This is a genomic window from Kitasatospora sp. NPDC043949 (assembly GCF_056435365.1).
This window is the reverse complement of sequence record NZ_JBWKEQ010000053.1, coordinates 20,755-34,637: the sequence shown is the minus strand read 5'-3', so window position 1 is coordinate 34,637 and position 13,883 is coordinate 20,755. Positions and strand designations below refer to the sequence as shown.

Genomic DNA, 13,883 nt, shown 5'->3' with positions numbered 1-13,883 from the left:
GGTCACTCCGTTCATGAGGCGTTCGGCAGGCGTACAGGCGTGCGGAAATCCGGTCGGACAAGTGGGGTGATAGAACCCGTGACCGGGTCAGCATGGCAGCTGGGCTCGATCGGTCGGCCAGGCGCCACTGGCGGTCTTCATCGATCGCCCGATTGACGCAACCGGACCGACCCCCCGCGCCGTCGAAGCTCGTACCGAGGCGTTCCGGTGGCGCCGTCACCTGGGAAACGGCCGTCGCGTTCCGTCACCGGATGCCCACTGGGCGCACGGATTCGGGCGGTTGCCCTGCCGATCGGGGGGTGTCATTACGCCCATCGTGTGGACGTGCTTTAAGGTCCGATCCGATTGAATTGTTTCCCAGGAAACTCCCAGGATCGGGAATCCGTCGGTAGAGGGGAGCGCCCGTGGGCGTCCAGCAGAGCAGGAGCCCGTGGCCGGGCACCCTGGCGGCCGGTGCCGCGCTGGTGCTCGGTGCCTGGCTGCTGCACGACGGCGGGCAGGGCGTGCTGCCGCCCGCCCCCGGCAGCACGCAGACGCTGTCCGGCTTCGCCCCGGTCTCCGTCGTCCCGCCGCTGGGCCCCTCCGACCCCATCCGCATCCGCATCCCGGCCGTCCGGCTGGACGCCCCGGTCACCGCGCTCGGGCTCGACCCCGACGGCCACCTCCAGGCCCCGCCCGAGGCGGACCGCAACCTGGCGGGCTGGTACCGCGGCGGAGCCAGCCCCGGGCAGCGCGGCACCGCCATCCTGGCCGGGCACGTCGACAACAAGGCCGGCCCGGCCGTCTTCTACAACCTGGGGGCGCTCCGGCGCGGAGACCGGATCGAGATCGCCCGCGCGGACGGCGCCGTCGCCGTCTACCAGCTGTACGCCATCGAAGTGCACGACCGAAAGGACTTCCCGGACGACCGGGTCTACCGCCAGGCCGCCGACGCTCAGCTGCGGGTCATCACCTGCGGCGGCGCGTACAGCGCCGAGCACGGCTACGAGGGCAACGTCGTCGCCTACGGCTTCCTGGCCGACACCACCCGGCCGGGCAAAGCCGCATGACCACGCTGACCCTCGCCACCCGTTGGAACCCGATCGACTGGCCGCTCACCCACGGCCCGATCCCGTACGCCGTGCTCGCCGCGGGCTGGGGGTCGCTGGTCCTGCTCGCGTTCTCCCGCCACGAACGCTGGCGGGCCCCGCGCCTCTTCGGCGCCCTGATGCTGGCCGGAACGCTCACCGCCCTGGTGAAGCTCGGCGTCGACGGCTGGTGGCACCCCTTCCCGGAGGGCACACCGGACTTCGTCCTGCGCTGGATAGCCGTCGCGCTGTTCGCGATATCCCTGGTCTGCTTCCGCGCGCCGCTGCTCGCCGTCCGCCGCCGGCTGCTGGCGACCGGAGCCGCCGTCCTGGTGCTGCTGATGGCCGCCTCGCAGGTCAACCGGGGCTTCGACCAGTACCCGACCGCCCGGGCCATGCTGGTGCCCGGGGTCCAGGCGCTGACCACGGGCAAGGTGGCCAGCACCGTCGCCGCCACGCCCGGCAAGCCCGTCGAGGAGCTCTGGCACGCGCCGCCCGGCCTGCCCGCGAAGGGCACCCTCTCCACGGTGACCATCCCCGGCACCAAGTCCGGCTTCACGGCCCGCGACGGGTACGTCTACCTGCCGCCCGCCTACCAGGCCAACCCCCGGCCGCTGCTGCCCGTCGTGGTGCTGCTGCCCGGCCAGCCCGGCGCCCCGGTGGACTGGATCACCTCCGGGGCCATCCAGGAGACCCTGGACGCCTTCGCCGCCGACCACCAGGGCCTCGCCCCGATCGTGGTGGTCGCCGACCCCACCGGCAGCCCGTTCACCAACACGCTCTGCATGGACTCCCGGATCGCCAAGGCGCACACCTACCTGGCCACCGACGTCCCGGACTGGATCCACCACAACCTGCAGACCGCCACCGGCCGGGGCGCCTTCGCCATCGGCGGGCTCTCGCTCGGCGGCACCTGCTCGCTCCAGCTGGCCGTCAACGCGCCCGGGGTCTACGGCACCTTCCTGGACATCTCCGGCCAGGACGAGCCGACCCTGGGCGACCGCGGCGAGACCGTCGACAAGGCCTTCGGCGGCGACGAGGCCGCGTTCGACGCCGTCGACCCGGTGCACGTCATGGCCCGGCAGAAGTTCCCCGACACCGCAGGCATGTTCGTGGTCGGCGCCAACGACCCGGACTTCCGACCCATGCAGGAGAAGGCCTATGCGGCGGCACAGGCGGCCGGAATGAAGGTCGGCTACCAGACCATCCCCGGCTGGCACAGCTGGGTCGTGTTCCGCCAGGCCTTCGAACAGAACCTGGCCTGGCTCTCCCAGCAGACCGGGCTGATCCGGTGATCCGGCTCCCCGCGGCCCCCGCGCCGGCCAAGGAGCAGGAGTGGCCGTCGGACCGCGCGCCGGTCGCCGGGACGCCGGAGCCGCGCCCGCAGCGGGCCTGGCGGGCGACCCGGACGTTCGGCGTGTGGCTGCGCTCGGCGCCGCTCACCCTGGTGCTGCTGGCCGGGCTCTGGGCGCTCGGCGCGGCCACCGGCAGCCTGGCCCACGGGCCGTCCGAGCGGCTGCTCGACCGGGTCGGGGCCGGCGTGCCCACGCTCGCCGAGGGCCACTGGTGGACGCCGTTCACCTCGCTGTTCTGGTGCTCCGGCCTGGGCTCGTACGTGTTCACCAGCCTGCTGCTGGTCCTGGTCGGCCCGGCCGCCGAGCACCGGCTCGGGTGGCTGCGCACGCTCGCGGTGCTGGTCGGCGGGCAGCTGGCGGGCACCCTGCTCGGCACCGGGCTGATCGCGGTCGGCTCCCGGGTCGGCGAGCAGTGGACCGTCTCGGTGGCCGACCAGACCTCGGTCGGCCCCGGTGTCGGCCTGTTCGCGCTGGCCGGGGTGCTCGGCTACCGGCTCACCGTGCTCTGGCGCCGCCGGCTGCACCTGCTGGTGCTGCTCGCCCCGCTGGTCATGACGCTGTACGTGGGCCACCTGCAGAGCGTCCAGCGGTGCGCCGCCGCGTTCGTCGGGCTGGGCGCCGGCGCGCTGCTCGCCCGGGGCGGGCTGCACCTGCGCACCCACCGCTCCTCGCACTCCGAGACCCGGGTGCTGGTGGCGCTCTGCCTGGTCGCCGCCGCCCTCGGCCCGCTGATCGCCTCGCTGTACGACAACGCCAGCGGGCCGTTCAACACCTTCTCCGAGCTGTACTTCTCGCACCGGCTCAGCCCGGAGGAGGTGGCCGACTTCTGCGCGCTGTCGGCGCACGACTGCGCCCGCGCGCACGCCGTCGAGCGGATCTTCGACACCCCGGGCCGGCTGATGGCCGCGCTGTTCCCGGCGCTGCTGCTGGTCCTGGCCGAGGGGCTGCGCCGGGGGCTGCGGCTCGCCTGGCGGATCACCGTCGCCACCGAGCTGCTCTGGGCGGCGCTGCTGGGCTGGCTGTACCTCGACTCCGGCCCGGTCAGCGGCGACGTGGTCCAGTACTTCGTCGAGGCGCTGCTGCTGCCGCTGCTCACCCTCGGCCTGCTGCTGGCCACCCGGCAGCGCTTCCGGCTGCGGCTGGCCGGCCGGGCGGTGCTGCGGCTGGGCGCGCTGCTCGGCGGCGCCGCCCTGGCGGCCTCGGCCGCGTACGTGGGGCTCGGGCGCCTCGCGGCCGACCAGTTCGAGCCGGGGGCGAACATCCGCCGGCTGCTGCACGGGCTGCCCGCGCAGTTCCTGCCGCCCGCCTACAACGACCTGCTGCCGGACTACCCGATCGCGGTCGGCCCGGTGGCGCTGTTCCTGGAGACGTACTGCGGGCTGGCGTTCTGGGTGGTCGCGCTGACCGCGCTGCTGCTGGCCTTCCGCCGGCCGGTGCTGCACACCGACGCGGAGGCGGCCGCCCGGGCCAGGGCGCTGCTCACCGCGTACGGCGGCGGGACGCTGTCCTTCATCACCACCTGGGACGGCAACCACTACTGGTTCGACGAGGAGGGCCGGGCGGCCGTCGCCTACCGGGTGCACAACACGGTGGCGCTGACCACCGGCGACCCGTTCGGCGCGCCGGAGGCCCGGGCCCGGGCGGTGGCCGGGTTCGCCCGGTTCTGCGACCAGCGCGGCTGGACCCCGTGCTTCTACAGCGTCTCCCCGCAGACCCGGGAGGCCGCCGCGCAGCTCGGCTGGCGCTCGGTGCAGGTCGCCGAGGACACCGTGGTGGCGCTGCCCGAGCTGGCCTTCACCGGCCGCAAGTGGCAGGACATCCGGACCGCGCTGAACAAGGCCGGCAAGCAGGGCATCACCGCCGAGTGGTGGTCCCACCACGAGGCGCCGCGCGCGCTGCGGGACCAGATCCGGGCGATCTCCGAGGAGTGGGTCTCCGAGAAGGGCCTGCCCGAGATGGGCTTCACGCTCGGCGGACTGGAGGAGCTGGACGACCCGGACGTGCGGGTGCTGATCGCGGTGGACGAGCAGCGTGTCGTGCACGGGCTGACCAGCTGGATGCCGGTGTACGAGAACGGCGTGCCGGTCGGCTGGACGCTGGACTTCATGCGCCGGCGCTCGGACGGCTTCCGCGGCGTCAACGAGTTCCTGATCGCCTCGGCCGCGCTGGGCTTCAAGGAGGAGGGCGCGCGCTTCCTGTCGCTGTCCGGCGCGCCGCTGGCCCGCTCCGGGCAGGACGAGGAGCCCTCCGGCCTGCAGCGGATGCTGGACTGGATGGGACGGGTGCTGGAGCCGGTGTACGGCTTCCGCTCGCTGCTCGCGTTCAAGGCGAAGTTCCAGCCGGAGTACCGGCCGATGTACATGGCCTACCCCGACCCCGCCGCGCTGCCGAGCATCACCAGGGCGATCGGCAAGGCGTACCTGCCGCACCTGACGCCGGCGCAGGGCGTCCGGCTGATGCGCAGGCTGTCGGGCTGAGGCGCCCTGGGCCCCGGACCCGGGTGACGGCCGGAAGCGCGCTGACGCCCCCGGACGCCGGCCCCGCGCGCCGCTCAGCCGAGCAGCTCGGCGAGCGCGCGGTCGGCGTCCAGGTGCAGGTGCTCCTCGCCCTCGGGGACGAGCAGCCGGCTGCGCCACAGGAAGCGGCGCAGGTCGGTGGTGTCGAACTGGAGCAGCGCGGTGCCCTCCGGCGCCCGCAGCTCGACCATGGTGCGCCGGCCGACCGTGGGCCGGACGTGGACGTCGCCGACGCCGGCCGGCAGCTCCAGGCCGGCCGAGAGCAGCTGGCGGGCGAAGACCCAGACGATGTCGTCGGCGCCGTCCGAGCCCGCGCCGCCGTCCGCCGGTTCGTCCAGCGAGAACTCGGCGGGAAAGGCCATCCGGACGGCGAGCGGGTCCTCCGGCAGGTAGCTCAGGAGCACCCGCAGCCGGACGGAGCGGTGCAGCGAGAGGATCAGACGGGCCTGGACGGTCTCTTCGGCGGCGGTGTGCACGGCGAGTCCCTTCGGGTCGGTGTGAGGCCGGTCGACAAGGGGGAGGGTTGGGGCGGCCTCACCCTGGTGAGAGTCCCGGGACCGGCCGTGATTACTCGGTTTCGGAATCGATCGGATGTGATCCGGGTCACGTCGATTTCCGGCCGCCCGGGCCCGGCGCGGAGCCTCGCCTGGCCGCCCCGACGGCGCCGGGCCGGTACGCTGGGCGGGTTGTCCGATCGCCGCCCTTCCGCGGGGCGGGGCTGAGAAACCGCCCCTGACCTGCGATGATCCCCCCTCGGAGACCGTGAGTACTGCCGCCGCCTCCTCGATGCCGCTGTTCTCCGACGTGCCGGAGCCGCAGGCGCCCGCCCGGGGCGCCGGACCCGCCGCGTCCGCCGCCTCGCACCACCTCTCGCCGGCCTTCCCCGGCCGCGCCCCCTGGGGCACCGCGGGCAAGCTGCGGGCCTGGCAGCAGGGCGCGCTGGACAGGTACATCGAGACGCAGCCGCGCGACTTCCTCGCGGTCGCCACCCCGGGCGCCGGTAAGACCACCTTCGCGCTCACCCTGGCCTCGTACCTGCTGCACAACCACCTGGTGCAGCAGGTGACCGTCATCGCGCCGACCGAGCACCTGAAGAAGCAGTGGGCCGAGGCCGCCGCGCGGATAGGCATCCGGCTCGACCCGGCCTACTCCTCCGGCCCGCTCTCCCGGGACTACCACGGCATCGTGGTCACCTACGCGGGCGTCGGGGTCAACCCGATGCTGCACCGCAACCGGACCGAGGCGCGCAAGACCCTCGTGATCATGGACGAGATCCACCACGCCGGCGACTCCAAGTCCTGGGGCGAGGCCTGCTTCGAGGCCTTCGAGCCGGCCACCCGCCGGCTGGCGCTGACCGGGACGCCGTTCCGCTCCGACACCAACCCGATCCCGTTCGTCCAGTACGAGGCCGGCGGCGACGGCATCCGCAAGTCCGTCGCCGACTACACCTACGGCTACGGGCACGCGCTCGCCGACCACGTCGTCCGCCCGGTGATCTTCCTCAGCTACAGCGGCAACATGCGCTGGCGCACCAAGTCCGGTGACGAGCTGGAGGCCCGGCTCGGCGAGCCGATGACCAAGGACCTGATCGCCCAGGCCTGGCGCACCGCGCTGGCCCCGCAGGGCGAGTGGATCCCGTCCGTGCTGCAGGCCGCCGACCGGCGGCTGTCCGAGGTCCGCAAGGCGATCCCGGACGCCGGCGGGCTGGTCATCGCCACCGACCAGAACACCGCGCGCGCCTACGCCAAGATCCTGCGCGAGATCTCCGGCGAGAAGGCCACCGTGGTGCTCTCCGACGAGACCGAGGCCTCCCAGCGGATCTCCGACTACGCGGCCGGGGACTCGCGCTGGATGGTCGCGGTCCGGATGGTGTCCGAAGGCGTCGACGTGCCCCGGCTGTGCGTCGGGGTGTACGCCACCTCGATCTCCACCCCGCTGTTCTTCGCCCAGGCCGTCGGCCGCTTCGTGCGAGCCCGCAAGCGCGGCGAGACCGCCTCGGTGTTCCTGCCCACCATCCCGACGCTGCTCGGCTTCGCCAACGAGATGGAGGTCCAGCGCGACCACGTGCTGGACCGGCCGAAGAAGGAGGGCGAGGGCCTCTTCGACGAGGAGGACCGGCTGCTCGCCGAGGCCGAGCGGGCCAACGACGGGCCGGACGGCGCGGGCGGCGACGAGTTCTCCTACGAGGCGATCGGCTCCGACGCGGTCTTCGACCGGGTGCTGTACAACTCCATGGAGTTCGGCATGCAGGCCCACCCGGGGAGCGAGGAGGAGGACGACTACCTCGGCATCCCGGGCCTGCTGGAGCCGGACCAGGTGCAGATGCTGTTGCAGAAGCGCCAGCACCGGCAGATCCAGCGCAGCAAGGGCAAGCCCGCCGAGGAGGCCGACCTGCTGGAGCTGCCGGCCGAGCAGCGGCCGGTCGTCACCCACCAGGAACTCCGGGAGCTGCGCAAGGAGCTGAACGCGCTGGTGGCCGCCTGGCACCACCGCACCGACCAGCCGCACGGCACCGTCCACAACGAGCTGCGCCGCCAGTGCGGCGGCCCGCTGACCGCGCAGGCCACGGCCAACCAGCTGAAGGCGCGGATCGCCAAGATCCGCGAGTGGGCGAAGTAGCCGCGGCAGGCGGGCAGGCGGGCAGGCGGGCAGGCGGGCCGGGCAGGCGGGTTCGGGAACGGGCTCGGAAACGGGCTTGGAGTCAGCCGCGGAATCAGGCGCGGGAACGGCACGGCGCGCGGCCGCGGGCCGGCCGCTCCGTTCCCGCGTGTCCGGACTCCGGAGCGCGGCCGGACCCGCGCGCCGGCGGGCCCGGAGAAATGCGGGCATTTGTCCCGGTTCCGTCGCGCTGTTGAAGTCGATCACGCCCGAATTTTGGACAACCACTTCCGTCGCGACATTTCCTTCACTACCTTTCCCCCACGCTCTTCCACCGGGCAACCCCCACAGGACGGGCGCCGCAGGACCGCACGCACGTCAAGGACGACACCGCGAGCGGTCCGAGCGCGGCCACCCCACCTGCGCGCGACACCGAACCCGGTCCGGCGCCGCCTGCCCCGCGAGCGCCGCGGAAAGGATGCCCGTCGTGACTGCCGAGACCTCCCAGACCCTGGACCGTGGAGTCCGGGTCCTCAAACTCCTCGCCGACTCCGAGCGCGGGCTCACCGTCACCGAGCTGGCCGCCCGACTGGCCGTCAACCGCACCGTCGTCTACCGGCTGCTGGCCACCCTGGAACAGCACGGCCTGGTCCGCCGGGACATCGGCGGCCGCGCCCGGGTCGGCCTGGGCGTCCTGCGCCTGGCCCACCGGGTGCACCCGCTGCTGCGCGAGGCCGCGCTGCCGGCCCTGCGCAGCCTGGCCGAGGACCTCGGCGCCACCGCCCACCTCACCCTGGTGGACGGCAACGAGGCGCTGGCCGTCGCCGTGGTCGAGCCGAGCTGGACCGACTTCCACGTCGCCTACCGCACCGGGCTGCGCCACCCGCTCGGCGAGAGCGCGGCCGGCCGGGCCATCCTGGAGGCGCGCACCTTCCCCAGCCAGCGCCGGCCGGAGCAGGGTTTCGTCATCACCCGTGCGGAGGAGCAGTCCGGGGCCTGCGGCGCGGCCGCCGCGCTGATCGGACTGAGCGGCATCGAGGGCAGCGTCGGCGTGGTGATGCTGAACGGGCTGGTCCCCGAGCGGGTCGGCCCCCGGGTGGTGGAGGCGGCGACCGAGGTGGCCGACGCGCTGCGGTAGGCCGGCACGGGCCCCGGTGTGTTTGGATTCCCCTTGTGTCCGACACCAAGCTGCCCAAGGCCCTCACCTCCCCGCGGACCCGCGCGCTCACGCTCTGCGGGGTGCTGGTCGCCGCGCTGTTCGGCGTGGCCGCCTTCGTCCCGCTGCCGTACACGCTGACCTGGCCGGGCCTGACCGCGGACACCCTCGGCACGTACAAGGACAAGCCGGTCCTCACCGTGACCGGGGCGCCGCTGCGCACCACCGAGGGCGAGCTGCGGATGGTCACCATCTCGGCCACCAACCCGGGGGAGAAGACCACCTTCTGGCGCGCGCTCCAGGCCTGGTTCGACCAGGACGAGGCGGTGCGCCCGACCGACACGGTCTACCCGCCGGGCAACCCGGCCAAGGCCGAGGAGCAGACCGCCCAGCAGATGGCCGAGTCGCAGAACAGCGCCACCGCCGCCGCGCTCGGCTACCTCCACCTCTCGCCGGACCAGGTCAAGGTGAAGGTCGACCTGGGTGACGTCGGCGGCCCGAGCGCCGGGCAGATGCTGGCGCTGGGCATCATCGACAAGCTCGCCGGCGACGGCAAGGGCGGCGACCTCACCGGCGGGCTCACGATCGCGGGCACCGGCACCATCGACGACCAGGGCGTCGTCGGCGCGGTCGGCGGCGTCCCGCTCAAGACCCAGGCGGCCGCCCGGGACGGCGCGACGGTGTTCCTGCTGCCCAAGGACGAGTGCACGGACGCCAAGGTCAACACGCCCAAGACGCTGCGCCTGGTACCGGTCGGCACGCTCGGCGAGGCGGTCTCGGCGCTGGAGGCGCTGAAGAGCGGCGGCGGCGTCCCCAGCTGCTGACGGGGGCGGAGGCCTCTGCCGTCGCGCGGGCCCTACTCGGCGGCGGCCTGGTCCACCAGCGGCAGGATGCGGTACGGCACCGGGTTCTCCAGCGCGATCGCGGTCGCCGAGCGGACGATCCCGTCGAAGCCCACCACCCGGTCGATCACCCGTTGCAGATCGGCGTTGGAGCGGGCCACGATCCGCACCATCATGTCCCCGGCCCCGGTGATGGTGTGCAGTTCCAGCACCTCCGGCACGTTCGCCAGGTGCGTCCGGACGTCGGCGCCCTGGCCCTGGGAGATCTCCAGGGTGGCGAAGGCCGTCACCGGGTAGCCGAGCGCCGCCGGGTCGACCTCCGGGCCGAAGCCGCCGATCACCCCCTTGGCCTGCAACCGGTCCAGCCGGGCCTGCACGGTGCCCCGGGCGACCTGGAGCCGGCGCGAGCACTCCAGCACCCCGATCCGGGGCTCCTCGGCGAGCAGCCGGATCAGCCGGCCGTCCAGCGCGTCGATCGAGTCGTTCCCGCCGCCCGTCCCGGGGGCGGCCGAAGCGCCCGGCGGGGCGGGGGAGTTGGGCGAGCCGGGGGAGCTCGGGGACTGGGCGGGGGGCATCGCGGCTCCGTCCTCCGGTGGGCATTCTGTACAGCGGCGCCGCCGATTCTCCCGCCCCGACGCACAGCTTGACCAGGAGGAAACGGAACAGTTGCGCGCCGGTCGGCTCGGCGCCACCCTCCAGCCACAACGCCGTGCGCCGGGCCCCACACCGGCGCACGGTCGCACCCGCCGTGGTCCGCACGCCTACCGGGAGGGCCGTCATGACCGACACCGCCGCCGAACCCGTCCTGCTCGCCGCAGGAGCCGGACAGTCCGACCCCCTCCCGATGGGCCGCGCCGACGCGGTGGTCTTCGCGGTCGGCGACGCCGAGCGGGCCGCCCGCCGCTACACCGCCGCGCTCGGACTGCGCTGTACCGCGTACGCCGGGCCGGAGACCGGGGAGCCGGAGACGGTCTCGTACGTGCTGGACGCGCCCGGGACCAGGATCGTGCTCACCTCGCTGGTCCAGGTGATCGGCCCGCGCGGCCGGGAGCTGGCCGCGCACCTGGCCCGGCACGGGGACGGGGTGCTGGACCTCGCGGTGAGCGTGCCGGACGTCTTCTACGCCTACGACTACGCGGTGGACCGGGGCGCCCTGTCGCTGGCCGAGCCGTACGAGGCGCGGGACCGCTTCGGCACGGCGGTGCTCGCGACGATCGGGGTGCCGGGCGGGACCAGGCACACCCTGGTCGACCGGTCCGGCTACGCCGGGCCGTACCTGCCGGGGTACCTGCCGTTCGAGACCTGGTGAGGGGGGCTCAGCGGATGGCCGTCTCGACCACCGGCGGGTGGCCGTTCCAGTAGACGAAGACCGAGTTGGCCTGCTCGCCCTTGGTGAAGTCCACCCGCATCCACTGGTCGCCGTTCCACACCTGCATCTGCCAGCCCGGGTCGGGAGTGGCGGAGACCAGCGAGGCCTTGTCGGGGCGGATGTCCAGGGCGACCTTGCCGCCCGGCACCGGGTAGCTCTTCACGGAGGACACCGCCGTGGTGGTGGCGGCGGGAGCGGGGCGGCGGGTGGCTGGCGGGGAGGCGGCGGCGAGGGTGGTGGCGGGGGCCGGCCCGCGCGTCGTCGTGGCGGCGGTCGGGGAGGCCGGTGGTGGGGTCGGGGTCCCGGTCTGGGTGGCCGACCGCGCCTGGTCGGGGGTGACGGTCGCGGTGTGCGGCGTGCCGTCGGCCCTCGGCGAGGGCAGCGGCAGGGCCGTGGGCTGCTCGAACGCGGCACCGGTCAGCACCGCGTGCACGCCGAGCCAGGACAGCGCCACCGCCGCCCCGGTGGCCGCCGCCCAGGCGCCGAGCTGTACCAGTCCGTTCCGCATCGTCCGCTCATCCTGCCGTATTCCGGGCCTGCGCAGCCGGGCAGCCCCGTTATTAGTCAGGGGAGTTGCACAATGTCCGGAGGCCGCCCGGAGGCCACCCCGAGGTACAGACCACTGCCCGTCGATGGCGTACCGTGCAGGGCCATGGCAACAGTGCTCGTGGTCGAGGACGACCCTTTCGTACGCTCCGCCCTCATCCGGCACCTGACCGACACCGGTCATGCGGTCCGCAGCGTGGGCACGGCACTTGAGGCGCTGCGGGAGGTTGCCCAGGTCGGCTGTGACCTGGTGATCCTCGACCTGGGACTGCCGGACCTGGACGGCAGCGAGGCACTCAAGATGATCCGGGGCCTGACCAATGTGCCGGTGATCATCTCGACCGCCCGCGACGACGAGGCCGAGATCGTCCGGCTGCTCAACGACGGCGCCGACGACTATCTGGTGAAACCTTTCTCCGGGGAACACCTCAGCGCCCGGATGGCCGCCGTGCTGCGCCGGCTCGGCGGCGGCGCCGCCCCCGTCGCCCAGGTGCTGCGGGTCGGCGGCCTCGCCATCGACCTCCAGCGCCGCGAGGCCTCGCTGGACGGGCGGCTGCTCGACCTGACCCGCCGTGAGTTCGACCTGCTGGCCTTCCTGGCCGGACGCCCCGGCGTGGTGGTGCCGCGCAAGGAGATCCTGGCCGAGGTCTGGCAGCAGACCTACGGCGGCGACCAGACCATCGACGTCCACCTGTCCTGGCTGCGCCGCAAGCTCGGTGAGACCGCCTCCAGCCCCCGCTACCTGCACACCGTCCGGGGAGTCGGGGTCCGGCTGGAGGCCGCCGGGGGACTGGCGGAGCACCGGACATGAGGAGGTTCGGGCGCTCGCTGCGCTGGGCCCTGATCAAGGCCGCCGTCGCCGGGACCACCATGGTCGCGCTGGCCTTCCTCATCCCGCTCGGCCTGATGGTCCAGCAGACCGCCCGGGACCACGCCTTCACCGCCGCCGAGCGGCAGGCCGCCGCGCTCGGCCCGGCCCTCGCCATCACCACCGACCAGATCGCCATCGACCGAGCCCTGGCCAGCACCGACGCCGGCGGGCAGGGCAGGATGGCGGTCCACCTGCCCGCCCCGGCCGCCCCGGACGCGCTCCCCGGCCCCGGCGGCCCCGGCGGGCCCACCATCGGCGAGGCCCGGGCCGCCGCCGGCGACGTGTCCACCGCCGGAGGCCAGGGCCGCTCCTTCACCGTCGAGGTGCCCGGCGGCTACGCGCTGCTCCAGCCGGTCGCGGTGGACACCGGACGCACCGCCGTGGTCGAGGTGTTCGTCGCCGACGGCGACCTCACCCGGGGCGTCTCCACCGCCTGGCTGGTGCTCTCGGGCGTCGCGCTCGGCCTGGTCGCCATCTCGGTCCTGGTCGCCGACCGGATGGGCGGCCGGATCGTGGCCTCCGCCCGGCGGCTCGCCGGCGCCGCCCGCTCGCTCGGCGCCGGCAACCTCGCCGTACGGGTCCCGGTGGACGGCAAGCAGGCCGCCGGCAGCCCCGAGGAACTGCGCGAGGCCGCCCACGCGTTCAACACCATGGCCGACCGGGTGGTCCAACTCCTCGCCGCCGAACGGGAACTGGCCGCCGACCTGTCCCACCGGCTGCGCACCCCGCTGACCGTGCTGCGGCTCAACGCCGCCTCGCTCGGCGAGGGCGACGCCGCCGACGCCACCCGGCACGCGGTCTCCCAACTGGAGCGCGAGGTCGACCAGATCATCCGCTCGGCCCGCCGCGACCCCGAGGACGTGCCCGCCGTCGCGGTCGGCTGCGACGTCGCCGAGGTGGTCCGCGAACGGGTCGGCTTCTGGTCCGCGCTGGCCGAGGACGAGGGCCGCTGCTGGCAACTGGCCGGCGCCGACCGGGCGACGCCCGTCCCGGTCCAGCGCGCCGACCTGGCCGCCACCGTCGACGCGCTGCTCGGCAACGTCTTCCGGCACACCGCCGTCGGCACCGCCTTCTCGGTGGACGTGCTCGCCACCGAGACCTCGGTGATCGTCCTGGTCGGCGACGCCGGCCCCGGCTTCAGCGACCCGGCCGCCGCCCTCAAGCGCGGCGAGGGCCACGGCGGCGAGGGCTCCACCGGCCTCGGCCTCGACATCGTCCGCAAACTCGCCGAGTCCACCGGCGGCGACCTGGCGCTCGGCCGCTCCGCCGTGCTCGGCGGCGCCGAGGTCCGGCTGCGGCTGCGGACCCGCCCGGACGGCACCCCCGCGCGGGCGGGGCGGCGGCGCGGCCGGGGCGCGCTGTTCCAGAAGTGACCGCTTCCTCGGCTGTTGCCTCGGCCGCTTCCTCGATCGCTCCCTCAGCCACTTCCTCGACCGCTTCCTCGATCGCTCCCTCGACCTCGGCCGAGGCCCGGGGAACCGTGGTGGCCGGTCTTCGTGCGCGCCTGACGCCCTGTCGGCTTCGGGATCTTCCTTAAGCGCGGCCTAAGGGAGTTCTTCCCCT

12 protein-coding genes are annotated in these 13,883 nt (G+C 74.1%); 9 read left to right on the top strand and 3 right to left on the bottom strand.

Annotated elements, in window-relative coordinates; translation table 11 throughout:
• Positions 1-404 precede the first annotated feature (404 nt).
• From AC07AL_RS31810 to AC07AL_RS31800, 3 genes are read left to right on the top strand one after another with little or no spacing between them, the layout of a single operon-like run.
• Complete coding sequence (locus AC07AL_RS31810; protein WP_478319087.1) at positions 405-1,049, top strand: class F sortase; 645 nt, start codon at positions 405-407, stop codon at positions 1,047-1,049.
• Entirely contained in the window at positions 1,046-2,362 is a 1,317-nt protein-coding gene (locus tag AC07AL_RS31805) for an alpha/beta hydrolase (protein ID WP_363628101.1), read from the top strand. Before AC07AL_RS31810 ends, AC07AL_RS31805 begins: the two co-directional genes overlap by 4 nt.
• Positions 2,359-4,899, top strand: coding sequence for a phosphatidylglycerol lysyltransferase domain-containing protein (locus AC07AL_RS31800; RefSeq protein ID WP_400810313.1), 2,541 nt, complete (start codon positions 2,359-2,361; stop codon positions 4,897-4,899). The genes AC07AL_RS31805 and AC07AL_RS31800 overlap by 4 nt, the downstream gene beginning before the upstream one ends.
• Before the next feature lie 74 nt (positions 4,900-4,973).
• Here AC07AL_RS31800 and AC07AL_RS31795 read toward each other — a convergent pair whose 3' ends face one another.
• On the bottom strand, positions 4,974-5,414 hold the full coding sequence (locus AC07AL_RS31795; RefSeq protein WP_478319085.1) for an SsgA family sporulation/cell division regulator: 441 nt from the start codon (positions 5,412-5,414) through the stop codon (positions 4,974-4,976).
• A gap of 310 nt (positions 5,415-5,724) precedes the next feature.
• Between AC07AL_RS31795 and AC07AL_RS31790 the strand changes: the two genes are divergently transcribed.
• From AC07AL_RS31790 to AC07AL_RS31780, 3 genes are all read left to right on the top strand, one after another.
• A complete protein-coding gene (locus AC07AL_RS31790; RefSeq protein WP_363587210.1) occupies positions 5,725-7,557 on the top strand; it encodes a DEAD/DEAH box helicase in 1,833 nt (610 codons plus the stop codon).
• A gap of 466 nt (positions 7,558-8,023) precedes the next feature.
• Positions 8,024-8,674 carry an IclR family transcriptional regulator gene (locus AC07AL_RS31785; RefSeq protein ID WP_350881140.1) on the top strand — a complete coding sequence of 217 codons (651 nt, stop codon included), beginning with the start codon at positions 8,024-8,026 and terminating at the stop codon, positions 8,672-8,674.
• Positions 8,675-8,709: 35 nt separating this feature from the next.
• Positions 8,710-9,516, top strand: a complete 807-nt coding sequence (locus AC07AL_RS31780) for a S16 family serine protease (protein WP_363620104.1) — start codon at positions 8,710-8,712, stop codon at positions 9,514-9,516.
• Positions 9,517-9,548: 32 nt separating this feature from the next.
• On the opposite strand, the gene AC07AL_RS31775 is transcribed toward AC07AL_RS31780, so the two are convergent.
• Complete coding sequence (locus AC07AL_RS31775; protein WP_350881144.1) at positions 9,549-10,109, bottom strand: Lrp/AsnC family transcriptional regulator; 561 nt, start codon at positions 10,107-10,109, stop codon at positions 9,549-9,551.
• Between the two features lie 203 nt (positions 10,110-10,312).
• On the opposite strand from AC07AL_RS31775, the gene AC07AL_RS31770 reads away from it, so the two are divergent.
• Entirely contained in the window at positions 10,313-10,843 is a 531-nt protein-coding gene (locus tag AC07AL_RS31770) for a VOC family protein (protein WP_363628103.1), read from the top strand.
• A 7-nt stretch (positions 10,844-10,850) separates the two neighbouring features.
• Here AC07AL_RS31770 and AC07AL_RS31765 read toward each other — a convergent pair whose 3' ends face one another.
• A complete protein-coding gene (locus AC07AL_RS31765; protein ID WP_478319084.1) occupies positions 10,851-11,411 on the bottom strand; it encodes a hypothetical protein in 561 nt (186 codons plus the stop codon).
• Positions 11,412-11,555: 144 nt separating this feature from the next.
• On the opposite strand from AC07AL_RS31765, the gene AC07AL_RS31760 reads away from it, so the two are divergent.
• Complete coding sequence (locus AC07AL_RS31760) at positions 11,556-12,260, top strand: response regulator transcription factor (RefSeq protein ID WP_350881149.1); 705 nt, start codon at positions 11,556-11,558, stop codon at positions 12,258-12,260.
• A gap of 17 nt (positions 12,261-12,277) precedes the next feature.
• The gene (locus tag AC07AL_RS31755; protein WP_363628196.1) at positions 12,278-13,693 is read left to right on the top strand and encodes a sensor histidine kinase; all 1,416 of its coding nucleotides are present in this window, start codon (positions 12,278-12,280) and stop codon (positions 13,691-13,693) included.
• The last annotated feature ends 190 nt before the right edge of the window (positions 13,694-13,883 follow it).